The sequence below is a fragment of the Wandonia sp. genome, from assembly GCF_984588085.1.
On the sequence record NZ_CFIGVI010000022.1, the window covers coordinates 14788 to 38487 of the forward strand.

The window sequence follows — 23700 nt, forward strand, 5'->3', positions numbered from 1 at the left end:
TTTACATTTATCATTTTACATTTTGCATTCTCAAGCCTGCAGCTATTACCGTCCTCATGCCGGACGGGCATCTACTTTTTCCGGTCAAAAAGTAGCCAAAAGACCTTCCGATCTGCTTTTTTGCTCAACCATGAGTTCCGCATTTCGAACCGGTTGCCTTTTCTCCTCTGCGTCTCTCAAAACGACTTTGTAGAATACTTCCTGCCCATATCCCGAAATAAGTGTTAGAAAAACAAAAACCGATAATACAATGACTCTGATCATAGACTTGATTTTATAACAGGATGCACAAAAGTCTAAAACTTCACAAAATATTTTTAAATAATGTAACGTTTTATTTTTCAATTAGACAAATTTCGTTCTGTAGAAAAGGAAAAAACACAGCATCTATTTTGTCTCAAAAATTATGTAACTTTCGACTATGAATTACAGATACGCCTTATCACTTATAGTCACATGTTCAGTACTTCTTTCCTGCAAGAAAGGAGACAATACACCTGTTGACCTTGCTTTTGACTATTTTCCTCTACAGGAAGGGCATTATACGGTTTATGATGTACTGGAAGTAAGACATGACGCACAGGCAACAATTCAACACGATACGAACAGATACCAATTAAAAGTCGTCATAGGAGATACACTCTTAGACCTACAAAACGAAATTGCGAGAGAGTATTTCCGTTACACCCGACCTGATGCAACGGCCTCCTGGGAGTTAAGCGATGCATGGACGGCTAAAATATCAGGTAACCGGGCAGAACTTGTTGAAGAAAATCAACGTGTAATAAAACTTGTTTTTGCTCCCACAGAAGATAAAAACTGGGATGCGAATGCATTTAACACATACGATGAACTGGATTGTCATTATACTAATCTTCATAGTCCTGCTTCATTATCAGGCTATCAATTCTCTTCTACAATCAAAGTGGAGCAGGAAGATTTCTTTTCATTAATTGACCATAGAAGAAAACATGAAACGTATGCCAAAGGAGTCGGTTTAATCCAAAAATTCTACAAACATCATGAAATCATGAATTTTGACACACTGGATGTTCGAAAAGGCAATGAAATACACATGCAGCTACTCGAATACGGAGAGGAATAACTTTCTGACTTCAATCCTGTTGGACCTCTGCCAATTACACTACAGCCAAGCTCTACAGGCTATTGATCTCTCGTTGAAAATAACATCCGGATAAAACGTTAATAAACAAGATTTACGAAACTATTGATATTAATCATCTGAAATTCTATATTTGCAGGCCATAATAACAAACAAAAATGCGTAATAAAGGATTTTTCTGGTTTCTAACAATTGCTATCGCAGTTGTATGTGTTTACCAAATTTCGTACACATTTGTCACGAACCGAGTTGAAAATGAAGCAGATGTATATGCTCAGGAACAATTAGACTCCCTGAGAAATACGCTAAGTACAAACGGTGAATCAACTGTTACACTACCCAACGGAAGAACTGTTTCAATAGATGGTCAGGAGTCGGAAGACATTATCCTGAACTTTTATACCAACGCGTACCTGATTGACAAAGGTGACAAGAAAGTGACCTGGACCGGGGCCACTTACAATGAAAGTAAAAACAGAAGTATCAACCTTGGACTTGATCTTAAAGGAGGAATGAGTGTAACTCTTGAGGTTTCTATTCCCGATCTTGTAAAGAGTGAAGCTGTTAACCCACGAGGGAGTAAATTTGCCAAACCTTACGAGGAAGCTCTTGAAACATACCAAACGCATGGAGGTGATTTTGTAGATCTTTTTGTATCGTCATATAAAAAACTGAACGGTGACCGTAAGCTTGTACGTGATTTCTACTCTTCATCCAGTGATGAATTGAACAAAGAATCAACTGATGATCAGGTAATCACTTTCCTTAAGGAGCGTGTAAAAGGTTCTCTTTCCGGTGTGGAAAATATTATGAACCGTCGTATTAATCAATTTGGTGTTGCCCAACCTAACATCCAAAAAGATGAACAATCGAACCGTATTTATATCGAATTGCCAGGTGTAAAAGATAAAAACACGGTGCGTCAAAAGCTTCAGTCTACAGCAAATCTTGAATTTTTTGAAACATACGATAACAAATCTTTCACAGATTTTATCAACCGTGCAGACGAAGTTTTGTATGCAAAATATGGAAAAGAAGAAAGTAAAGATACTGAGACAGATTTATCTCTGAATCTTGATGGAGAGACGACTCCAGTTTCAGATTCTACAACTTTAACACTTGCTGATAATCAACAGGATTCAACAAAAGCAGACGGATCTGCGGACCTATCCTTAAACCTTGGAGGAGACTCTTCGGAAACGGCAGAACCTCTCAAAGCGGATTCATTATCTCCTGCTAAAACCATTTTAGGTAAATATATTCTTGCTCCCGCTTCAACGAATCCAAACGGGCACTTTGATGTACTTTTCTATGCCTTATCGAAAGATACTGCAACTATTGGAAGTCTTCTTCGTGAAAGAGAAGTGCGTGAGTTATATCCTTTCCTAGATGTTCGTTTTATGTGGGCTTCGAATCCTACTAAATTTGGTGAAAACGGTGAAATAAATGGATATGCCCTTCACGCAATCCGTGTTCCGGAATCAGGAAAGGCTCCTGTTGGAGGAAGTGACATTGACAACGCAAGACAGGGATATGACCAGCTAAGTCGTATCGCTATCCATGTAACAATGACGGACAAAGGAACTTCTAAGTGGGCAGAATTAACATCACGTAACTTAGGAAAAAGCGTAGCTATTGTTATGGATGGAATGGTATTGAGCTCACCAACTGTTCAGGCAATTATGAATGACGGAAACGCTCAGATTACTGGTAATTACACCGTAGCTGAAGCAAAAGAGTTTGCTGCACTTCTTAATGCAGGATCTCTTCCTGCTCCTTGTAGCATTATTGACGAGTCAATTGTCGGACCTACATTGGGTAGTGAAAATATCAGTTCAGGTATGATGTCCTTTGTTATAGCATTGGTTATCGTATTGCTTTACATGATTTTCTATTATGGACAAGCCGGAGTAATTGCTAACATCTCATTGCTTGCTAATATTTTATTCATTCTGGGATCTTTAGCTTCTTTCAGTGCTGTGCTTACACTTGCGGGTATTGCCGGTATTGTACTGACGATAGGTATGGCCGTCGATGCCAACGTACTTATTTATGAACGTATCCGGGAAGAAATTGCAGCTGGAAAAGGTCAGAAGCTGGCTATTAAAGATGGTTTTGCAAAAGCGCTTTCATCAATTCTTGATGCAAACCTTACGACACTTCTTACTGCAATCATTCTTAAGATATTTGGTTCAGGACCCATTGAAAGTTTTGCTACAACATTGATCATCGGTATCTTCTCATCTGTATTTGCTGCCGTTGTAATTTCACGTTTGATTTTTGAAAACTTTAACGAGAGTAAAAGAAACATTTCATTCTCTACAGCTATAACTAAAAATGCATTCAAAAACTTAAACTTCTCGTTTGTTAACAAACGTAAAATGTACTACGCTATTTCAGGAATCCTTGTAGTAGTAGCGATTGGTGCTCTTGCCACAAGAGGTTTGAAATTTGGTGTTGAATTCACTGGAGGACGTTCGTTTGAAGTTAAATTTGAAAATGCTGCAAATCCTGAAGATATTGCTTCGAGCCTTAAATCAGTAATGATTGCTGAAGATGGTAAAGTAGCTGACGTTATTGTAAAAACAAAAGAAAGTAAAAACCAGGTTGAAATTCAGACAAACTATCTTCAGGGAGTCATAAATGCAGACACCATTGTTGATGCAAAATTGAAAGCAGGTTTACAGAAAGTAGAAGGAGAAATGGGTAGCTTTGAAGTAATCCAGAGTCGAAGTGTTTCTGCTGTAATTTCAGATGAGTTAAAGCAGTCTTCTTACCTGTCGATTACATTATCTCTTATTGTTATTTTCCTTTACATTCTATTCCGATTTGGAAGATGGCAATACGGTTTAGGTGCGCTTATAGCTATGACGCACGACGTTATTATCGTATTGGGAGCGTTTGCTCTTTTTCACGGTCTGATGCCATTTAACATGGATATTGACCAGGCATTCATTGCTGCTATCCTTACCGTTGTCGGTTACTCAATTAACGATACCGTTGTTGTATTTGACAGAATACGGGAAGTGCTTGGGCTTCACAAGCGCAAGGGAATGGAAGAAAACATTAATGATGCATTGAACTCTACATTAAGCCGTACGATTAATACTTCGATGTCTACTTTCGTCGTATTGCTTACGATCTTCATTTTGGGAGGAGATGCTATCAGAGGATTTATCTTTGCGCTTATGATCGGAGTTATCGTTGGTACATACTCTTCGGTTTGTATTGCAACACCGGTTATTGTTGACTTAATGAAAAACAAAAAAGGTGAAGAGAAATAATTTCTCACATCTGTTGTAAAATAACTTAAAGCCTTTTCCAAATTGGAAAAGGCTTTTTTGTAACTTTGATGTCGCAAAAGGAATACGAATGACATTACTGTTTTTAAATAGTATCGGAGGAATGGAGATTATTGTTATTCTCCTTTTCATTCTTATGTTTTTCGGAGCTAAAAGCATTCCCGGAATCGCTCGTACTCTGGGAAAAGGAATGCGTGAAATCCAGCATGCATCTAATGAAATCCGAAATGAGATCAGACAAACCACAGATCAAATAAAAAAAGACGCTTCTATCGGCCGGGAACTGGATGAAACGATTCGTACTTTTGAACACCGGCAACAGGAAACAATCAATAAGATCAATACGGAAATCAATAACGCTGTCAAACCTATTGAGCAAGAAGTAAATTCTACCGTACGTAATATTGAAGATTCAGCAAAGACTGACCAAACAAATCCCCCTTCATCTTTAAAAGAGAAGGACGATATCTCTGATAAAAACAAAGAAAATCAATGAGTTATTTAGTACTGATTCTGGGACTCGCCACATTAATAATTGGAGGTGAATTTCTGGTTCGTGGAGCTGTTGGAATTGCTCAAAAACTGAAGCTTTCCTCACTTGTAATAGGAATGACAGTCGTATCCTTCGGAACTTCTGCACCGGAATTAATCGTGAGTATAAAAGCAGCTCTATACGGAAATTCAGAAATAGCACTAGGTAACGTTATCGGCTCCAATATTGCCAACATCGCATTGGTTCTTGGTATAACGGTTTTAATCTTCCCCTTACCGGTAGACCGGAATTCGAAAATCATTGACTGGCCAATGATGTTTTTTGCTTCAGTGTTGTTCTTCCTATTCGCCATGACTGGTATCGGAAGTACTGAAACAGGTGGATTAATTGAGCGATACGAAGGAATTATTCTCTTTGTACTTTTACTTGCTTTCATTACTTTTTTGATTCGTAATTCAAGAAAGCACACTGCTCGTTTAATGGAAGAAGACGAAGCTGTTGTTATCCCCACCTCGCGCAAATTTATTCAGGCCATTTTATTCCTGATGATAGGTCTGCTAGGACTTTACTTCGGAGCCGAATGGTTATTAAAAGGAGCTGTTGAAATAGCGCTGGACTGGGGAATGGAAGAACGTATCATTGGAATCACGATCATTGCCTTCGGGACTTCTGTACCCGAATTGGTTACTTCAGCTGTAGCTGCTTACCGGAAAGAAACAGACATCTCCATCGGAAACCTGATAGGATCTAATATATTTAACATTATGGCGGTTATAGGTATTACAGCGATTGTTAAACCAATTGACGTAACTGAAAATACCTTAAATATTGATATGATCTGGATGCTGGCAATTGCTTTGGCTCTATTCCCTATGTTGGTAATCGGTAAAAAGATTACCCGTTTTAAAGGATTACTATTGCTCGGGTCTTACATTGCATATATTACCATTCTGATGCTCAGTCAGTCACCTCAGTAACACCCAGGTATTTTTTCAGATATTTCGTTCCGATATAAAAAGGAATCGTGTCAAGTAAAGCTACTATAAACTTAAATAAGTAGCCGCTCAAAATCAGCATCACCAACTGAGGAATAATCGCGCTTTCTACATCTATCGGCAATGCAGGAGTAAACCAGTATGTAATCAAAATAACAGCCACTGAGTCAACCAACTGACTTGTTAATGTCGAAACATTATTTCGCAACCACATTTTCTTTCCCTGCGTTCTTTTTTTCAACCAGTGAAAAACGTGAACATCAATAAACTGAGCTGTAAGATATGCGATCATAGAAGCAGCTGTAGCGCCAAAAGCCAGATGTCTGATATAGTAGAAGGAATACTCCGCTGGAATTTGATGTTCCTCTGTTAACCCCATCAATCCAGAATCCTGTAAACCATCTGGTGGGTTTAGTTCTCCCCCTATCCAAAGAATAGCCAATACCCATACATTTAGTACAAACCCGATCCAAACAACAAAATTTGCTCGTTTTCTCCCATACAGTTCTGAAATGAAGTCGGTGCAAAGAAAGGTAATAGGATAAGGCAAAACTCCTACAGCAATTACAAACTGCAATTCACTACCTGTCAATCCTAACCATTCCGACAAATTAATAAACCGAGAGGTTCCCAGGATATTCAACATTACAAGAGAACCTAAAAAAATCCCGGATAACAAAAGAAATACACGCTCCTGTCTTTTTGCGTATTTAACTTCATCATCCCGGTATGTAGGTAAATTAAACATAGCGTAAATGTAAGGAAAGTTCCCGATAGCTGCTCTCCGGATTCTTTCATTCAAAAGTATAAAGTATACTGTCCGAAGCCACAACGAATGATTACATTTGTTACAAATACAAACGACATGGAAGTAACTGTCTATCCTGTAAGAGGAATAAATGCCGAATGTAGTATCCCTTCCTCCAAGAGTCATGCCCAACGTGTACTTGCTCTAGCTCTGTTCAACCCGAACAAAACGGAGATCATTGGTGTAGGGCAATCCAATGACGAACAGGTCTTACTCAAAATAGCAGAGAAATTAGCTTCCCGGGTCGATCAACATGGAGAAGTTACGAGCATAGAAGGAATTCGTGACATTTCATCACGAACACACCCTTTAGAAATCTCAACAGGAGAATCGGGATTAGCTACCCGAATGCTTACACCAATGCTGGCTAACTTTCACACCGATATTATTATTACCGGAAAAGGAAGCTTGCTGACTCGTCCTATGGATTTTTTTGATCATGTTCTTCCTCACCTTGGAGTACAGGTAACTTCAAATAACAAAAAACTTCCCCTGCATATCAAAGGACCGCTTCAACCCAAAAGTCATCAATTAGACGGCAGCCAAAGTTCTCAATATATTACAGGACTTTTGTATGCTTATGCCACCTCACCACTATTACGGGAGTGTACCTTGCAATTAGAAAATATTACCAGTCGTCCTTATATAGAATTAAGTATTGCCACGCTTCGGCAATTTGGTATTACAATTCCTTTTCAGAATGACACACTCGTTTTTACGTCTCCGGCTCAATTCTCCCCTACTACAATCAAAATAGAGGGAGATTGGAGCAGTGCCTCTTTTTTTATCGTAGCAGCTGCTCTAAAGGGTAAAATAACACTATCTAACCTCTCTAAAGACTCTAAACAAGCTGATAAAGCTATTTTATCGGTAATCCGGGATTTCGGGGCTGAGGTTACAATAAACGACAATTCAATCTCCATTGAAAAGAGGAATAACAAAGGATTTGAATTTGATGCTACGCATTGCCCGGACTTATTTCCCCCATTAGCTGTTTTAGCAGCTTCTGCTGATTCCGTTTGTCAGATAAAAGGACTCGGAAGACTTGCTTCAAAAGAAAGTGACAGAGCTACTGCTTTACAAGTTGAAATGGGAAAACTGGGCATTCGTATTGATAATAATCACGAGAATGACACTATGCTTATTTATCCCGGAATTGCCTCAGGAGGGAATGTTTCTGCTCATAATGATCACCGTATCGCAATGGCTTTGTCTGTTTTGGCTCTTTCCGCTTCATCTCCCGTTACCATTTCAGAAGCCGAATCCGTCAATAAATCCTTTGCTGAGTTCTATGATCTACTGACAGAAACCGGAGTACGAATAGAAAAAGCGCCCTGAAACAAGACGCTTTTCTTAACTCATTCTTAAAAACTTCTAAAAACCATTTACACCATTAACGGTCGTATATTTCAATACATTCTTCTTATCAGGGTGAATCCGTGCAAAGGCTGACTGTACCGCCAATGTACCTTCATGGAAACCACAAAGAATCAATTTTAACTTCCCTTCGTAGTGATTTACGTCGCCGATCGCATAGATTCCCGGACGATTCGTTGAATAATCACTTGTATCCACTCTAATCGCATTTTTCTCAATTTCCAGCCCCCAGTCTGCAATAGGCCCTAAAGATGGTTTCAGTCCGAACAATGGAATAAAATGATCGGTTTCTTTTTTGATTTCTCCTTCTTTATCATGTTTTATGACAACATGATCCAACTTACCATTTCCTTCAAGTCCGATAACTTCTGCTTCCGTAACCAACTTAATTTTACCTGCATCTGCCAGATCCATTACTTTTTGAACCGAATCCAGGTGTCCGCGGAATGAGGAACGACGGTGAACCAAAGTAACTTCCGAAGCAATTTTCTTGTCTGTAAGGAAAATTGACCAGTCCAGTGCCGAGTCACCACCACCCGCAATTACACATTTCTTTCCTCTGTAAAATTCAGGATCCTTAATGATATACTCGACTCCTCTGTCTTCGAAATCAGTAATATTTGAAATCGGTGGTTTTCTTGGTTCAAACACACCCAATCCACCTGCAATCATAACGATAGGAGCTTTGTGCTCTGTTCCTTTATCCGTTGTAACAATAAAAAACTGCTTTCCGTCCTCTGAAACCTCGTCAATTGTAACAGCAGCCTCACCCAGCGTAAATCCAGGCTTAAATGGAGCTGCCTGTTCCATCAGGTTATCAATGAGATCTCCCGCAAGAACAGAAGGAAATCCGGGAATATCATAGATTGGTTTTTTCGGGTAAATTTCCGAACACTGTCCTCCTGGTTGTGGTAAGGAATCAATAAGGTGACATCTTAATTTTAATAATCCGGCTTCAAATACGGTAAAAAGACCAACCGGACCGGCTCCTATGATGATAATATCTGTATGAATCATTTCGATTATTTTTGAGACAAAATTAGTTGTTAATCGCTTAAAGAACGATTAATCCGCTTGTAAAATTCGAAACGCTGACAAAAATCAGTCCCTGAAACTCGTCTCTGAAACCGTCCTACGACCTATTCTACAATCTTTCCGTACAAATCATAGTGATCCGCTGATGAAATTTCTACGTTGGTAAAGTCCCCCAGTCGAACGAATGTGTCCGCAGTCTTTTTCACCAGTACTTCATTATCGACTTCCGGAGAATCAAATTCTGTTCTTCCGATAAAGTAATCTCCTTCAACTCTGTCAAACAGAACTTTGAATGTTTTCCCTATCTTATCCTGATTTAACTCGTAGGAAATTCCCGATTGCAACTCCATGATAAGATCTGCGCGCTCCTTTTTTACCTCTTCGGGAACATCATCCGTAAAATTATAGGCATGTGTATTCTCCTCGTGCGAATAGGTAAAAATTCCCAAACGATCAAAACGTGTTCTTTCTACCCAATCATACATTTCCTGAAAATCAGCCTCTGTTTCACCCGGATAACCTGAGATCAATGTTGTACGCAATGCTATTCCCGGTACTTTATCCCGGATGGCCGCTACCAAGTCTTCGGTTTTTTCACGTGTGATACCTCTACGCATCGCCTTCAGCATTCTTGTTGATCCGTGCTGCAAAGGCATATCCAAATATTTACAAACATTCGGATGCTCATTCATAACATCCAGAATATCCATAGGGAAACCAGCAGGAAATGCATAGTGTAATCGAATCCAATCTATACCGTTAACATCAGCCAGTTTTTCCAACAGCTCTGCCAGATTTCGTTTCTTATACAGATCTAACCCGTAATATGTTAAATCCTGAGCTATCAACATCAGCTCTTTCACTCCCTGAGCTGCCAATCCTTCCGCACGCATCACCAACTCCTCAATCGGTGTAGACTGATGTTTCCCTCTCATAAGCGGAATAGCACAGAATGAACAGGGACGATCACATCCTTCTGCAATTTTAAAATATGCATAATGTGAAGGAGTCGTAAGTAATCGTTCACCTACCAATTCGTGTTTGTAATCAGCTTTTAAAGTTTTTAAAAGTCGTGGGAGGTCTCTTGTTCCGAAATAAGCATCCACTTCCGGTATCTCTACCTCAAGTTCATCCTTGTAGCGTTGAGAAAGACATCCTGTAACATATACTTTATCTACAGCACCTTCTTTTTTAGCATCTACGTAACGTAATATCGTATCAATCGATTCCTGCTTGGCGTTATCAATAAAACCACAAGTATTTATAATCACGATTTCAGAATCATCTTTCTTCGCTTCGTGCTCAACATCAAACTTATTTGCTTTCAATTGGGCCATCATCACTTCAGAATCAAACAAATTTTTCGAACACCCTAGTGTTACGACGTTTACTTTATTCTTTTTTAATGTCTTTGTTTTCATCTATCTCCTGTCAACGTTTCTCCAAATACATTCTACCTGTTACTATAGGGAATCCTAAACGGGTAGCTGTATACTCATAATACTTCTTACGAACTTTTGTAATGGTAACAACAATCCGGATTTTATCCTCTCCTTCCGTATGTTCCAACACAAATTTACATGGATTAATCCATTTCAGTTCATATAGAACTGCTTCCTCTCCTTCGATAATTTCTTTTTGCGTAGTTTCTGTTCGCTCAACAGAAATTGATGGAAGCCCTTTTTTAGAATCTGGATTTGCGTAAAATATACCTGTTCTAATCTTTTCACAGTCAGTTTTCTGAGAAAAAGTACTTGTCAGTGCAAGCAAAAAGATCGTTGCTAGAACCAACTGTTTCATCAGCTGAACAATGAATCAACAAACTCCTGACGATTGAACACCTGTAAATCTTCGATACCTTCTCCCACTCCGATATACTTTACCGGAATTTTCATTTGGTCGGAAATTCCTATTACAACACCTCCCTTAGCTGTACCATCCAGTTTGGTAATTGCTAAAGCGTTGATATCTGTGGCCAATGCAAACTGTTTTGCCTGTTCGTAGGCATTCTGACCTGTCGAACCATCCAGAACCAATAAAATTTCATGAGGTGCTCCCGGTACTACTTTCTCCATTACGCGTTTAATCTTACTCAACTCGTTCATAAGATTAACTTTATTATGCAATCGCCCAGCAGTATCAATAATTGCCACATCCGCATTCTGCGCTTTTGCTGACTGTAATGTATCAAATGCAACAGAAGCAGGATCGGCTCCCATTCCTTGCTGCACAATAGGCACACCTACACGCTCCGACCAGATAATCAATTGATCAACAGCCGCTGCACGGAATGTGTCTGCTGCTCCGAGAACAACTTTAATGTCTTTCTTTTTAAACTGATTGGCAAGTTTCCCGATGGTTGTCGTTTTGCCGACACCATTCACCCCCACAACCATTATTACGTATGGATCTTCTCCTTTATCAGGAACCGTAAAGTCGTTTACGGAGTCCGAATTATTCTCCTCCAGTAAGTCGGCGATCTCATCTCTCAGAATGAGGTTTAATTCATCTGTAGAAACAAATTTATCCCGTGCTACACGCTCTTCGATACGTTCAATTATTTTCAGAGTAGTTTCAACTCCAACATCAGAAGTAATCAAAATTTCTTCAAGGTTATCCAAAACCTCATCATCAACCTTTGACTTTCCAACAATAGAACGCGAAAGTTTGGAAAAGAAACTTTGTTTCGTTTTTTCCAAACCTTTGTTCAGCGTCTCTTTCTTATCTTTCGAGAATAATCCAAAAAATCCCATACCGTTATAGTAAAAAAGCTTCCCTTCAAGAAAGGAAGCTCAAGTTACGTATTTTATCGAGTTTGTCGGGAGAATTAGTTTTTATCAAACCAGTCCTTAACCTTATCGTTGTGTACGATTTCTTCTTTGAAAGAGTAAGACCCTTTCTCCGTTTTCACCATCTTTATAACCTTGGTGTGTTCCTTTCCTCCACCTGATTGCAACGATGCTACTACCTTCTTAGCCATAACGCTTTATTATTTAATTTCTTTATGTACTGTATAACGCTTTAGAACAGGATTGAATTTTTTAATCTCCATTCTATCCGGTGTATTCTTTCTGTTCTTAGTCGTAATATAACGTGAAGTCCCCGGCATACCACTTTCTTTGTGTTCTGTACACTCAAGAATCACCTGAACTCTGTTACCTTTACCTTTCTTTGCCATCTTTTAAGCTTTTATTGAATCTCCCGACTCGATAGTTTATTACTTCATTAACCCTTTTTCTCTTGCTTCCTTCAAACAAGCAGAAATTCCTTTCTTGTTGATTGTTCTCAAAGCGGAAGTAGAAACTTTCAAGGTAACGTACTTATCCTCCTCCGGGATATAAAATTTCTTCACTACCAAGTTCGGATAGAACTTACGCTTCGTTTTACGGTTGGAGTGAGAAACATTGTTCCCGACCATTACCTTTTTTCCTGTTAATTGACAAACTCGTGACATTGTATAACGATTTACCTTTATTCAAAATTGGGGTGCAAAGTAAATACTTTTTTCTCTCTTATCCAAACAAGGAGTTAGATATTTTTATTTTTTCTTTCAATTCCCTGTTTACCCAAGTTTTACTGTGCCTGTTTTTATATGGTGCAAAAATAGAAAAGAGTTCTTAAAAACAATACTCTGCGTTTAATAAATCAACAAATTTTCTTGAAACGTTGTTCATATAGCGTTTGGTTCTGTATCCTCCAACCCACATCACTCCTCTTACTGCATTTGTCAAAAACACCTCATCTGCAACTAAAAGATTCTGCGGCATGATACTACACTCATAAACCTTCATCTGATTCTCCAGAGCAAGGTTGATGATCTGCATTCGCATTGTGCCCGCAAGACAGCCATCTTCCAGTCCGGGGGTATATAATACACCATTACTTACTACAAATAAATTCGACGAGGTAGCTTCAATAATAATCCCCTTTTCATTGGTAAGCAATACATCATCCAGTTGTCTTTCTTCTGCTTCAAGAGAAGCCATTATATACAACAATCCATTCTTCGTCTTGTAATTCGATAATTTACATACCTGCTTTCGCATATTGATATACAAATCAACTTCCAGACCTTTGGCGTTCAGCTCAAAACAATTGGACGGACGGTCTTCCACTTCAATCAGATAACAAGCCTCATTGGAAATGGGACGATAGGCTCCACCGGAAGTTCTGTCAATAGAAATCCGAACTCTTCCACCAGCTTTTATACCGGATTTATCAATTAGCTCCTGTGTTTTTTCTCTAAAGAATTCGGCAGAAAAATAGTTCGGAAGACGTAATTTCAGCAATTCAGCACCTGCTTTTAACCTTGCAAAATGATTCTCAATATTGATCGGCTTTCCATTAATTACTTTAACCGATTCAAAAAGTCCGTCTCCGTATAAAAATGCTCTGCTCGAACTTTCAACAACGTGTGCCTTACCTTCAATTATCTCACCATTATTATTGACCAGACAAGTCATAGCAGTTTCGTTTTAGTTCACAATGTAATTGATGAAGGCCTGAAATTGGTTGAATTTAGTGGCTATTACAAAAACGATCCCAAAAATTGCTCCTCCTAAGTGTGCGTCATGAGCAATCCCCGAATTACCACGTTTGTCCATGTAATATTCGAAAGCAATATACAAAATTCCAAATAAATAACCGGGTATCTTTGGTAGAAAAATAAGTCCAATTTCAATATTTGGCGCAAGAATGATAGAAGCAAAAACAAGTGAAGAAACTGCCCCTGAAGCTCCTAAGGATAAGTAATTCGGGTTATCCCTATGTCTTCCAAACGGAATAAGCGTGGCAAAAAGGCCTCCTCCGAAGTATAACAACAGATAGTTTAGATGTCCGTTAACCGCACCATCAAGATTCATAAAAACAGACTCTACCAACTCTCCGAAAATGTAGAGCACGTACATATTAAAAATAAGGTGCATCCAGTCGGCATGAATGAACAAATGAGAGAAAAAGCGATATCCCTGGTTTTTTCTGTGCTTGATATTAAATGGAATAAACATCAGCTTATACTTCTGTTCGGGATTAGAAAATGCGTAAACCGATATTACAGAAGTAATAATTACCAGTATGAGTGTTATTGACATTATTTTCCTTTTTCGTCCTTTACGAAGGAATGAAAAAAAGGTTCAGATTCATTTGAACTAATGTTAAATTCTCTTAATTTTTTACTCATGTATTGTTTATTTGTGAAAATACAATAACTTTGAATTTCAAAGAACTTTTCAACATGACTAAAGAAAAATATCTGAACGACCTGAAAGACATCAAACAGTTGATGAATCGTTCTTCTCAATTTCTCTCTCTTAGTGGCTTATCAGGAATACTCGCCGGTATTTATGCCATCATAGGAGCTGTTATTGTATATTACCTTATACACGCACATCCTTATCCTGTCATAACGCTGGAAAGCAGAACATTTACATTCATCCTACTCACTACCTCTGGTGTTTTACTGGCCTCTGTCTTAACAGCCGTTCTACTGAGTAAGGCAAAAGCGAAACGTCATGGAGATCAGATATGGGGAGAAAGTTCAAAACGAATGCTTATTAACTTTCTAATCCCACTAGTAACAGGCGGTTTGTTCATTCTTCTTCTTCTCAAGCATCAATACTATGGGCTAATTGCACCTGTTATGTTAATTTTTTATGGCATGGCCTGTGTCAATGCGAGTAAATATACCTTGCGAGATCTCAGATATTTAGGTATTACAGAAATCATACTTGGCTTACTAGCCACTGAATTTCCGGGTAATTCTTTATACTTTTGGGCTGTCGGATTCGGCTTTTCACATATATTGTATGGTACCATTATGTATTTCAAATACGATCGAAACCAACCCGCGTGAAGAATATATTAGAAAATATAAATAAAGCTTTTGATCACCGGGTTCGCCTCGCCATCATGTCTGTACTTTCTGTAAATGAAAGTATCGATTTCAATCGTCTTAAAGAATTATTAGGTGTAACGGACGGAAACCTCGCCAGCCATATTAAAGCACTTGAAAAAGAAAACTATATATCAGTAGAAAAACAATTTATCGGAAAAAAGCCCAATACCCGATACAAGTCTACTCCATCCGGAAAAAAAGCATTCAGAGAGCATATTGAAGCTCTAGAACAACTTTTACAGAACGAATAATTTTTTTGACTTTTCACTTTGAAAAACAAAGTTCTTTTAAAAAATAAAATAAACAAATATGGAAAAACAAGAAAAGAGTCTATTCAGTTTTCTGAATACTGCAACTGCCCGCTTTATATTAGTTGGTATTTTAACCCTCCTGCTATTAATCCCTCTTGAATTTGTCAGGCAATTAATCAGCGAACGCAAGCACAGACAACAAGAAGTTATCGCTGAAGTCAACGATAAATGGGGGGAAGAAGTTATTATCTACGGACCAATCTTAAAAGTTCCTTACAAAATATATTCGGAAACCATTATTGTTGACCAAAACAATGAAACAACAAAGCAACGCAACTCCACTACAAAATATGCCTACTTTTTTCCTGAAACACTATCTAATTCCATTGAAGTAAACACCAAACCGTTAAAAAGAGGTAATTACCAAAGCATTGTCTATTCCGGTGGTGTTACCTGTGATGGAAACTACCTGCACCCTGATTTCTCGGATATCAATACGCAAGACAATGCTATTGAGTGGGAAAAAGCAACCCTCCTAATCCGCACCACTAACCTCAAAAACATAACCAAAGAAGTACAAATTAATCTGAACGGAAAATCATACACACTTGAATCACAGTATAGTGATGATAATTATGGGAATATGCAAACTCTTTCCTCCGGTTATCTGGATTCATCGCTGTTTTCTTCAAAAAAGCCCAAAGACTTTTCTTTCTCCATTCAGTACAACGGCAGCAAAAGCATCCGGCTTGTTCCAATTGGAAAAACGACAGATGTCCACCTGACCTCCAATTGGCACTCCCCTAGTTTTACCGGAGAATTTCTTCCCAACGATGAGACCAAGGAAATCAGTGAATCGGGATTTTCCGCAGACTGGAAAATACTAAATCTCAACCGCCCGTTTGGTCAAAGCTTCTTCGAAAATTTACCGGACCTCATGGAGTATTCATTTGGCGTTGATTTTATTATCCCCAATGATGAATATCAACAAAATGAACGCACTGCCAAGTATGGATTAATGGTAATCAGCTTAACTTTTCTGGTCTTTTTTATGATACAAGCTATTAACAAAATACACGTACACATCGTTCAGTATGTAATGATCGGTATAGCTTTGGTGTTGTTTTACACCTTACTGCTCTCCATTTCAGAACACAGTAGCTTCAATTTTGCGTACCTCATCGCAGCAACCGGGATCATCACTATGATTTCACTCTACTCGATTACGGTATTAAAAGTCAAAAGATTTGCGCTCTTTGTCGGTAGTTCACTTACCTGTATTTACACCTTCATATTTATCATTATCCAAATGGAAAACTACGCCCTTCTTGCAGGGAGCATAGGTCTATTCATCATACTGGCACTTGTCATGTATTTCTCTCGAAAAATCGACTGGGCAAACAACTAAATTCACAAAAGCTCCCGTCGCCCGTTTTATCTACTACACGGGAGCTTTTGTACTTATCAATCTTCTCTTATCAGACGTTCATTTTTGATTTTTTCAGAGAAGACATTACTTTTGCGGCTTTAAACCAAAAAAATGCGGCTATTCCTGATTTACTTTTGCATTATATTTTGCTCACAGGCAAGTTATACACAAATTCTCATACTTTCAGATTCTGTAAATCATGAGGTCATTAATGAAGACACCTATTTTGCTCATCATACAGTTCTTGGAAAAAACGTTTCCACTTCTACTAATACAAAATACGAATTTATTGTAAAAGGAGACGATTACACCCGTATTACAGGACGAATAGGTAAAAAGAAAATCAAACCTGAGCACCTTACCATCTCAGATATTCATCATGGATTCTATAGTGGTATAAAATATGTCTCTGTAATTATTCCGGCAGAAACGTCTTTTGAAATCTATTACACCAGAAAAGAACCCGGTTCTGTTTTCTTTTCTTCAATATCTAAAGACGATCGCTATCCTACTCTTCAGCATAAAATTGCTATCAAGATTCCCTCCGGTTGGGAATTAACACAACGAGACAGTTCTCTAAAGTTTGTAGAACAAAATGGTTTTATCTCTTTGATGAATATTGATGCCCTGGCTGACAGTATTCAACACCCCATTATCACCCATCCTTCCGGGTATTCTCCCAATGATTTTTTTAATGACTGGTTCTTTACAAGAATAGAACAACTAAATCATCAAAATCCCTGGACTCCTGAAAAAAAACTGACAGGAGCTTCTCCTGAAGAAACAGCTATGAATTGTTTTGATTTCGTGACACAAAAAATAAAATACATTGATATAGAAGACGGTATTGGAGCTGTAATCCCTTTTTCATGTTCAGTAACTATGAGGAGACTGGCAGGCGATTGTAAAGACATGGCAAATGTTCTGACCAATTTATTACGATCATACGGTATCGAAGCCTATAATGCAATTAGTCGTACAAATGCTAAAAAGGAAAAATTTGACTTCCCTTCGATCTCACTAGCTAATCATATGATAACGGTTGCGGTAATCAATAATCAGTACTATTTCCTAGACCCTACTGAGGATCATTGCACATTTGGTCTCCCCAGCCTACAGACAATTGATACAGAAGTCTTTATTCTCAATGAAGATTCTGGAGAATTTACAGTAGTTCCTTCCACACCCGCCAACTTAAATAGTATAGAGTTAACGTGGTCTTTAAGCGAAACCTATTCCAAAGCTGATTTTCAAGCTGTCCTTACAGGAAAGGCGAATGACTTTTTCAGAACTATTCTTTATTCCGCTGATTATAAAAAGCAAAAACAACTGGTAGAGTACTGGTTAAAAAAGGTAATTGAATCGGATCTCGTACTATCATTTCCAAAAGATTCTACATTCATTTCTTTTTCTGAGAAAATTACTGAAAGTCAAAAAATTAAAACTCCCCAGGGCATCATTATTAAACAGACTTTGTTCGGGAATTTTCAGGCTATCAATGATCTGTTTATTTCTGAAAACCAGTACCTGTTTCCTCTAACCTTCACCATTTCTTTACGTATTCCATCTTCGGATGAAGAACAGGACTCAATACCTACTCTGTGGGAGTATGGAAATGATGAACAAACAGCTTTCTCCTCAATAGCTACACAGAAAACACTAAAATGGAGTAGCTCAGGCATTATATTTCCAGAGGAGTCAGAACTAAAAAAACAATTTGACACTTACTTTAAACGATTTTTTATTACTAAATCAGAACAATAACACCTTATGAAAAAGTTATTATTTATCATTACACTCGTAATTTATTCATCCTTTCAGGCTCAAAACAACAATGTCTTTCCCGACTATCAAAAACAAGCTATTCCTTCTCACCTGATTGATGAACCTGTCATTATTCTGGAAAACAGAACAACACTTGATTATCTGACCGGAGCCGACTTTCGAAGACTCTTATTTCGTCGGGCTATTGTGCAAAACAAAGAGGGGGCTGAAGAGTACAGCAAAATCTTCATCAACGAAGTAAATAACGAAAAGCTTGACAGAATTGAAATTCGCACGATAAAACCCGACGGTCGAGTAATCAATTTACAAGAAAACGACATCATTACAACCCGTCATCAGGAAGGAAATGGATACTATAATGTGAATGGGTATAAAATTGTAGTCCCTAATTTGGAAGCAGGAGACGTAGTTGATTTTTATTATAGTTTTTCTTTCAATAGAATTGAGATCTCTCAGGAAGTATACTTTGCTCAAAAATATCCCACATTAACCTCTACAATAGAAATACGCAATGCCAGTCGTTTTCAGGTAAATGCATTTCTGGAAAACGGAGATACTCCATGCGATGTCTCAGAACGTGATTTGATGAAAGTTTATCGTTGGACCAAAACGGATCTCCCCGGATTAGGATCTGACGACTACAGTTCTCTTTCCCGAAAAATGGAACATCTTAATTGCTATTTATGGGATAAAGGATCTTCCTTAACGTACGATTTTTTCTATTTCAGATTTTCCGAATCTGTAGCTTTCGATGAGTTTAACCTGGCTAATATGAAAATGCTTTTAGCAAATGGCATCTTGAAAAAGGAGGACACGCCCCTGAATAACATGATTCGATTCAATGATTTTATCGACACAGCCTTCACCTGGAAATCTTTATCTTCTAACCTGAATGACAGAAATCCTAATGACTGGTTTAGCGACAAAGTGGTTGCTTACCCTCTTCTATACGACTATTGGGCCAGATATTTAAAATTATTAAAATCAGATTATATTTTAGGATACACAAGAAGTAAATTTGACGGACCTATTGCTGAAAATTATTTTATCCTTAATCATCTTGAGACTCCTTTTTTTATCCTAATGGAAGAAGAAACTCCCTATTACTTTTTCCTACCGGGTAAAGACCGTAGCTTTAAAGTAAATGAAATTCCGTACGAGTTTGAATTTAACAATGCTGTTCTATTTTATCATTCCTACAAGAAAAAAGATGCCACAGATATTAAATTCATGGATATCCCTTTAAATGATTTCAGAAAAAACAACTGGAACTCACGAAAGATGATAACCATTCAGGGCGACAATATTTCTTTCCGTCGTCAGGATAACTGGTCGGGAGTTTTTGCACAGGAATTTCGTAAGCCCCTATCTGGCGGAACCTACCCGTTTGATCTGGATGAAATGCTGACAGAAGCAGAACTACAAGACAGCTCTTTTCAATTTGATATTACAGAGCAAGAAAGTAAATGCAGTTTTTCGTGGAAAGGAACTGCCTCCGGATTAAAAGAAAAAGTAGGGGAGCGTATTAGCCAGTTTAATATTGGTAAAGCACTTACCGGATTTAGCTTTGAAATATCACCTGATGAGAGAAATAATGATATCTTTCTACCTTTTGGATACCGAGTTAAGGATAATATTTACATCACTTTTGATGAAGAAATCCAATTAGTCGAATCAAGTGAAAACCTGAAAAAAGAGCTAAAAAATGATGCAGGATTTTTCGTCTATTCTATCGCTCAGGCAGATCCAAAAACCATTGTAGTTACTCTGCAATATGGTATGTTCGGGTCCATATTCCTCAGTAACCAACTACATATGATTACAGAAATTGAGAGCCAGATAAAGAAACTTGCCGAACAATCTTTTATGTATCAAAAAATTTAACTACTTTTTTGACATGAAAACACTAAATTTTGCAAACGGTGACTCTATTCCCGTTTTAGGGTTGGGAACCTGGAAATCTGCACCAGGAGAAGTAAAACAAGCTGTTATTGAAGCGATAAAGGCAGGAATCCGTCACATAGATTGTGCTGCTATCTACGGAAATGAAAAAGAAATCGGCGAAGCATTTGACGAACTTTTTAAGGCCGGAATCGTTCAACGTAGCGACCTATTTGTGACGTCAAAACTTTGGAACAATATGCATCACTTTGATGATGTTGAACCAGCACTACGAAAAACGCTGGAAGATTTACAACTTGATTATCTTGATCTTTATCTAATTCACTGGCCGGTTGCACACAAAAAAGAAGTTATACATCCAAAAGATGCTTCAGGGTTTCTTCCATTAAGTGAAGTTCCACTCATCGAGACATGGGAAGGTATGATTAAAACACAGGAGACGGGATTAGCAAAACACATAGGAGTTTCTAATTTCAGTTCCAATAAATTACAGTTGCTGATCAACAATTCCAGAAAAAAACCGGAAATGAATCAGGTCGAGTCTCACCCTTACTTTAACCAAAATGACTTATTTGATTTTTGCCAAAGACATGAGATTCTATTTACCGCATACTCTCCATTAGGCTCCAGAGACCGAAATGTTGAAGATGCTCCTGATCTGTTTTCTGATGACACTATAATGCAGGTCGCTTCTGCTCACGACTGTACCCCTGCGCAAATTCTTATAGCCTGGGCAATCAATCGAGGAACTATTGTTATTCCCAAAACTGTGACACCATCACGAATGAAGGAAAACCTAAAAGCTTCTGAAATTGTACTAACCGGTGAGGAGATGCACAAACTGAATAAATTGGATAGAAAGTACCGCTTTATAGACGGCTCTTTCTGGATAAAAGAAGGGAATAGCTATACACTGGAATCTCTTTGGGGGTAGCTCACATTTATTATGTTATCAATAAAGAAGGGCAGGATTAAAATCCTGCCCTTCTTTATTTGTATTTATCTCCTTTTATTTTTTCTTTTCCTCTTCAAAGTTGGCCAATCGGTACTGAATTCCGATCCCCAAAACTTGTTTAAATTGAGTACGTGGCGCCATATAAGTATTTCCGGCAGCATCCTGTACCTCTACACGCATATCATCATCATAAATCAGGTTCAACTGAAGGGAAGCTGAAAACCAGCTATTGATTTTAAAATTAAACATCACCTCCGCATTCACATCAATATTCTGAGGCTTATCCAGATAATTCGAAAACAACTCAAGTCGAGTTTGCATCAAAATATTTTTCATTATTTCCTTCTTATAACGTACTTTTATATACGCTCCCAGTTCAGCACGAAAACGTTGCCCCGGTGTTACCACATTTCCCAGAGCATCCAACGTTGCTGGTTTTACACCAAACGCCCCTTCATTCGCTAATCTCTCATCATTAACAAAAGTAAACTTACCTGTTGCCGGTGCCATTAAAACAGTTAGGTTATCATTTGGTGTATAATCCACCCCCAAGGCAGCTAATGAATATCCAGGAGCCAAGAACCTAGAATTAGGAACTGAATCATTCGGATAAATAAATCCATCCATGAATTGAGTACGGAAATCAGCTAACGCAGAAAAATACCACTTCTCCTTGATTTTGTATCCGTACTTCGTACTGACAAGAATCTGATCATCTGTTTTTTGCATTTTAGATTCATCAAAATACTGAACCCCTCCAAGAGCCAGGCGCACTTCATTACTCCATTTATGACTATTTTTTGTAAAATTAAAGTCTGAGTTAATAAATGCCAGGGCTGAAACGTTATTGCGTCCCCCTGATGCCCAGTTTACAAATGCAGACTGAGTTGCATTCAGTCCAAACACATTACTTATCTTCCAGTACTTCACCGGTGCCTGGATTGAATCCTGTGCTTTTACAGAAAAAGTAACTGTAAATAGCACAGCAAAAGAAATAGCTTTAAAAAACTTCATTACTATACTTTAATTAAACAATTATATGCCACAAAATTACAAGAATAAAATTATCTGTCCACTTTTTACGTAGATGTAGATTCATAAAAATACTTTATGTTCACTGATTTTTAAAAATGAAATAGTTAAATTCGTGCTGAAAAACGTGGAAAAATAATCAAAATGAAAGAAGTTTATATTGTTTCTGCTGTCAGAACTCCTATAGGAAGTTTTGGTGGTAGCTTGTCAACAGTTCCTGCTCCTCAATTGGGAGCAACTGCCATAAAAGGTGCTATTGATAAAGCAGGGATTGATAAAGATCTTATTCAGGAAGTATACATGGGAAATGTTCTTCAGGCCAACCTGGGACAAGCACCTGCTCGTCAGGCAGCTATTTTTGCCGGGCTTAACCAGAATGTACCCTGTACTACCGTCAATAAAGTGTGTGCTTCAGGGATGAAAGCTATCTCCATGGCTGCTCAAAGCATTATTGCCGGAGACAATGATATTGTTGTTGCCGGAGGAATGGAAAACATGAGTATGGTTCCTCATTATTACAATGCTCGAGTGGCTACTAAACTCGGAGATGTAAAAATGATCGATGGAATGGTTAAAGATGGACTTACTGATGTTTACAACCATGTTCATATGGGGAACTGCGCTGAACTTTGTGCGAAAGAACGTAATATCACCAGAGAAGATCAGGATGCATTTACAGTGGAGTCCTATACAAGATCTGCTGCTGCCTGGGAAGCAGGAAAATTTGATAACGAAATCGTTCCGGTAGAAGTTCCTCAGCGAAAGGGAGATCCGATTATAGTGAAAGAAGACGAAGAATACAAAAACGTTAAGATGGATAAAATTCCTTCACTTCGTCCGGTATTCGACAAAGAAGGTTCTGTTACAGCAGCTAACGCATCGACGTTAAATGATGGAGCTTCTGCTCTTATTTTGGCTTCTAAAGAAGCTGTTGAGAAACATGGATTGAAACCAATTGCAAAAATTGTTGCATACGCGGATGCGGCGCACGCTCCGGAATGGTTTACTACAGCTCCTTCTCAGGCTATTCCAAAAGCATTGGCTAAAGCTAATCTTTCTGTGAATGATGTTGATTTCTGGGAACTGAATCAAGCATTTGCAGTTGTTGGTCTGGCAAACATTCGCGAATTAGGCTTAGATGCTGCTAAGGTAGATGTTAATGGTGGAGCCGTAGCTTTGGGACACCCTCTTGGAAACTCCGGTTCACGTATCATTGTTACACTCATTAATGTGTTGAAACAAAACAATGGTAAAGTTGGTGGTGCCGGAATCTGTAACGGAGGTGGAGGTGCTTCAGCCATGATTATTGAGAATATCTAG

24 protein-coding genes are annotated in these 23700 nt (G+C 38.3%); 12 read left to right on the top strand and 12 right to left on the bottom strand.

Translation table 11 applies throughout. The features are described from left to right. Window positions 1-84: 84 nt before the first annotated feature. Entirely contained in the window at window positions 85-264 is a 180-nt protein-coding gene (locus AC4PL9_RS09725) for a hypothetical protein (protein ID WP_491604558.1), read from the bottom strand. A gap of 157 nt (window positions 265-421) precedes the next feature. Between AC4PL9_RS09725 and AC4PL9_RS09730 the strand changes: the two genes are divergently transcribed. From AC4PL9_RS09730 to AC4PL9_RS09745, 4 genes are all read left to right on the top strand, one after another. Continuing rightward, a complete protein-coding gene (locus AC4PL9_RS09730; protein ID WP_491604559.1) occupies window positions 422-1105 on the top strand; it encodes a hypothetical protein in 684 nt (227 codons plus the stop codon). A gap of 176 nt (window positions 1106-1281) precedes the next feature. Next, window positions 1282-4407 (top strand): protein translocase subunit SecDF, encoded by a 3126-nt coding sequence (gene secDF / locus AC4PL9_RS09735; RefSeq protein WP_491604560.1) that lies wholly within the window; start codon window positions 1282-1284, stop codon window positions 4405-4407. 88 nt (window positions 4408-4495) lie between these two features. Beyond that, complete coding sequence (locus AC4PL9_RS09740; protein ID WP_491604561.1) at window positions 4496-4921, top strand: Sec-independent protein translocase subunit TatA/TatB; 426 nt, start codon at window positions 4496-4498, stop codon at window positions 4919-4921. Then, complete coding sequence (locus AC4PL9_RS09745; RefSeq protein WP_491604562.1) at window positions 4918-5895, top strand: calcium/sodium antiporter; 978 nt, start codon at window positions 4918-4920, stop codon at window positions 5893-5895. Before AC4PL9_RS09740 ends, AC4PL9_RS09745 begins: the two co-directional genes overlap by 4 nt. Here AC4PL9_RS09745 and AC4PL9_RS09750 read toward each other — a convergent pair. Continuing rightward, window positions 5876-6715, bottom strand: a complete 840-nt coding sequence (locus AC4PL9_RS09750; protein WP_491604563.1) for a queuosine precursor transporter — start codon at window positions 6713-6715, stop codon at window positions 5876-5878. The genes AC4PL9_RS09745 and AC4PL9_RS09750 overlap by 20 nt on opposite strands. 33 nt (window positions 6716-6748) lie before the next feature. Here AC4PL9_RS09750 and aroA point away from each other — a divergent pair, with 33 nt between their 5' ends. Next, the gene (gene aroA / locus AC4PL9_RS09755) at window positions 6749-8059 is read left to right on the top strand and encodes a 3-phosphoshikimate 1-carboxyvinyltransferase (protein WP_491604564.1); all 1311 of its coding nucleotides are present in this window, start codon (window positions 6749-6751) and stop codon (window positions 8057-8059) included. A 36-nt stretch (window positions 8060-8095) separates the two neighbouring features. On the opposite strand, the gene AC4PL9_RS09760 is transcribed toward aroA, so the two are convergent. The 9 genes from AC4PL9_RS09760 to AC4PL9_RS09800 form a co-directional block, all read right to left on the bottom strand. Beyond that, complete coding sequence (locus AC4PL9_RS09760) at window positions 8096-9115, bottom strand: NAD(P)/FAD-dependent oxidoreductase (protein WP_491604565.1); 1020 nt, start codon at window positions 9113-9115, stop codon at window positions 8096-8098. Between the two features lie 122 nt (window positions 9116-9237). Further along, window positions 9238-10554, bottom strand: a complete 1317-nt coding sequence (gene rimO, locus AC4PL9_RS09765) for a 30S ribosomal protein S12 methylthiotransferase RimO (RefSeq protein ID WP_491604566.1) — start codon at window positions 10552-10554, stop codon at window positions 9238-9240. A 10-nt stretch (window positions 10555-10564) separates the two neighbouring features. Continuing rightward, window positions 10565-10933 (bottom strand): hypothetical protein, encoded by a 369-nt coding sequence (locus AC4PL9_RS09770; protein ID WP_491604567.1) that lies wholly within the window; start codon window positions 10931-10933, stop codon window positions 10565-10567. Next, complete coding sequence (gene ftsY, locus AC4PL9_RS09775; protein ID WP_491604568.1) at window positions 10933-11886, bottom strand: signal recognition particle-docking protein FtsY; 954 nt, start codon at window positions 11884-11886, stop codon at window positions 10933-10935. The genes AC4PL9_RS09770 and ftsY overlap by 1 nt, the downstream gene beginning before the upstream one ends. 74 nt (window positions 11887-11960) lie before the next feature. Next, window positions 11961-12113: a DUF4295 domain-containing protein gene (locus tag AC4PL9_RS09780; RefSeq protein ID WP_491604569.1), complete on the bottom strand. Its 153-nt coding sequence runs from the start codon at window positions 12111-12113 to the stop codon at window positions 11961-11963. A 9-nt stretch (window positions 12114-12122) separates the two neighbouring features. After that, on the bottom strand, window positions 12123-12311 hold the full coding sequence (rpmG, locus tag AC4PL9_RS09785) for a 50S ribosomal protein L33 (RefSeq protein ID WP_343788420.1): 189 nt from the start codon (window positions 12309-12311) through the stop codon (window positions 12123-12125). A gap of 39 nt (window positions 12312-12350) precedes the next feature. Then, window positions 12351-12587, bottom strand: a complete 237-nt coding sequence (gene rpmB, locus AC4PL9_RS09790) for a 50S ribosomal protein L28 (protein ID WP_491604570.1) — start codon at window positions 12585-12587, stop codon at window positions 12351-12353. 163 nt (window positions 12588-12750) lie between these two features. Then, on the bottom strand, window positions 12751-13596 hold the full coding sequence (locus AC4PL9_RS09795) for an aminotransferase class IV (protein WP_491604571.1): 846 nt from the start codon (window positions 13594-13596) through the stop codon (window positions 12751-12753). A 12-nt stretch (window positions 13597-13608) separates the two neighbouring features. Next, on the bottom strand, window positions 13609-14223 hold the full coding sequence (locus tag AC4PL9_RS09800) for a rhomboid family intramembrane serine protease (protein WP_491604572.1): 615 nt from the start codon (window positions 14221-14223) through the stop codon (window positions 13609-13611). 143 nt (window positions 14224-14366) lie between these two features. Here AC4PL9_RS09800 and AC4PL9_RS09805 point away from each other — a divergent pair, with 143 nt between their 5' ends. The 6 genes from AC4PL9_RS09805 (at window position 14367) to AC4PL9_RS09830 (ending at window position 21327) form a co-directional block, all read left to right on the top strand. Then, the gene (locus AC4PL9_RS09805; RefSeq protein ID WP_491604573.1) at window positions 14367-14984 is read left to right on the top strand and encodes a hypothetical protein; all 618 of its coding nucleotides are present in this window, start codon (window positions 14367-14369) and stop codon (window positions 14982-14984) included. Then, window positions 14981-15277: a winged helix-turn-helix domain-containing protein gene (locus AC4PL9_RS09810; RefSeq protein WP_491604574.1), complete on the top strand. Its 297-nt coding sequence runs from the start codon at window positions 14981-14983 to the stop codon at window positions 15275-15277. The genes AC4PL9_RS09805 and AC4PL9_RS09810 overlap by 4 nt, the downstream gene beginning before the upstream one ends. A gap of 58 nt (window positions 15278-15335) precedes the next feature. Then, complete coding sequence (gene creD, locus AC4PL9_RS09815; RefSeq protein ID WP_491604575.1) at window positions 15336-16685, top strand: cell envelope integrity protein CreD; 1350 nt, start codon at window positions 15336-15338, stop codon at window positions 16683-16685. 132 nt (window positions 16686-16817) lie between these two features. Continuing rightward, complete coding sequence (locus tag AC4PL9_RS09820) at window positions 16818-18470, top strand: transglutaminase-like domain-containing protein (RefSeq protein ID WP_491604576.1); 1653 nt, start codon at window positions 16818-16820, stop codon at window positions 18468-18470. Window positions 18471-18476: 6 nt separating this feature from the next. Beyond that, a complete protein-coding gene (locus AC4PL9_RS09825) occupies window positions 18477-20375 on the top strand; it encodes a DUF3857 domain-containing protein (RefSeq protein WP_491604577.1) in 1899 nt (632 codons plus the stop codon). A gap of 13 nt (window positions 20376-20388) precedes the next feature. Then, on the top strand, window positions 20389-21327 hold the full coding sequence (locus AC4PL9_RS09830; protein WP_491604578.1) for an aldo/keto reductase: 939 nt from the start codon (window positions 20389-20391) through the stop codon (window positions 21325-21327). Between the two features lie 75 nt (window positions 21328-21402). Here the strand turns inward: AC4PL9_RS09830 and AC4PL9_RS09835 are convergent, their stop codons facing one another. Further along, complete coding sequence (locus AC4PL9_RS09835; protein WP_491604579.1) at window positions 21403-22362, bottom strand: DUF3078 domain-containing protein; 960 nt, start codon at window positions 22360-22362, stop codon at window positions 21403-21405. 162 nt (window positions 22363-22524) lie between these two features. Between AC4PL9_RS09835 and AC4PL9_RS09840 the strand changes: the two genes are divergently transcribed. Continuing rightward, complete coding sequence (locus AC4PL9_RS09840) at window positions 22525-23700, top strand: thiolase family protein (RefSeq protein WP_491604580.1); 1176 nt, start codon at window positions 22525-22527, stop codon at window positions 23698-23700.

Coding starts and splice junctions, on each gene's coding strand:
- AC4PL9_RS09725 (WP_491604558.1), bottom strand. CDS start 264: ATGATCAGAGTCATTGTATTATCGGTTTTTGTTTTTCTAACACTTATT.
- AC4PL9_RS09730 (WP_491604559.1), top strand. CDS start 422: ATGAATTACAGATACGCCTTATCACTTATAGTCACATGTTCAGTACTT.
- secDF (WP_491604560.1), top strand. CDS start 1,282: ATGCGTAATAAAGGATTTTTCTGGTTTCTAACAATTGCTATCGCAGTT.
- AC4PL9_RS09740 (WP_491604561.1), top strand. CDS start 4,496: ATGACATTACTGTTTTTAAATAGTATCGGAGGAATGGAGATTATTGTT.
- AC4PL9_RS09745 (WP_491604562.1), top strand. CDS start 4,918: ATGAGTTATTTAGTACTGATTCTGGGACTCGCCACATTAATAATTGGA.
- aroA (WP_491604564.1), top strand. CDS start 6,749: ATGATTACATTTGTTACAAATACAAACGACATGGAAGTAACTGTCTAT.
- AC4PL9_RS09760 (WP_491604565.1), bottom strand. CDS start 9,115: ATGATTCATACAGATATTATCATCATAGGAGCCGGTCCGGTTGGTCTT.
- rimO (WP_491604566.1), bottom strand. CDS start 10,554: ATGAAAACAAAGACATTAAAAAAGAATAAAGTAAACGTCGTAACACTA.
- AC4PL9_RS09770 (WP_491604567.1), bottom strand. CDS start 10,933: ATGAAACAGTTGGTTCTAGCAACGATCTTTTTGCTTGCACTGACAAGT.
- ftsY (WP_491604568.1), bottom strand. CDS start 11,886: ATGGGATTTTTTGGATTATTCTCGAAAGATAAGAAAGAGACGCTGAAC.
- AC4PL9_RS09780 (WP_491604569.1), bottom strand. CDS start 12,113: ATGGCTAAGAAGGTAGTAGCATCGTTGCAATCAGGTGGAGGAAAGGAA.
- rpmG (WP_343788420.1), bottom strand. CDS start 12,311: ATGGCAAAGAAAGGTAAAGGTAACAGAGTTCAGGTGATTCTTGAGTGT.
- rpmB (WP_491604570.1), bottom strand. CDS start 12,587: ATGTCACGAGTTTGTCAATTAACAGGAAAAAAGGTAATGGTCGGGAAC.
- AC4PL9_RS09795 (WP_491604571.1), bottom strand. CDS start 13,596: ATGACTTGTCTGGTCAATAATAATGGTGAGATAATTGAAGGTAAGGCA.
- AC4PL9_RS09800 (WP_491604572.1), bottom strand. CDS start 14,223: ATGTCAATAACACTCATACTGGTAATTATTACTTCTGTAATATCGGTT.
- AC4PL9_RS09805 (WP_491604573.1), top strand. CDS start 14,367: ATGACTAAAGAAAAATATCTGAACGACCTGAAAGACATCAAACAGTTG.
- creD (WP_491604575.1), top strand. CDS start 15,336: ATGGAAAAACAAGAAAAGAGTCTATTCAGTTTTCTGAATACTGCAACT.
- AC4PL9_RS09820 (WP_491604576.1), top strand. CDS start 16,818: ATGCGGCTATTCCTGATTTACTTTTGCATTATATTTTGCTCACAGGCA.
- AC4PL9_RS09825 (WP_491604577.1), top strand. CDS start 18,477: ATGAAAAAGTTATTATTTATCATTACACTCGTAATTTATTCATCCTTT.
- AC4PL9_RS09830 (WP_491604578.1), top strand. CDS start 20,389: ATGAAAACACTAAATTTTGCAAACGGTGACTCTATTCCCGTTTTAGGG.
- AC4PL9_RS09835 (WP_491604579.1), bottom strand. CDS start 22,362: ATGAAGTTTTTTAAAGCTATTTCTTTTGCTGTGCTATTTACAGTTACT.
- AC4PL9_RS09840 (WP_491604580.1), top strand. CDS start 22,525: ATGAAAGAAGTTTATATTGTTTCTGCTGTCAGAACTCCTATAGGAAGT.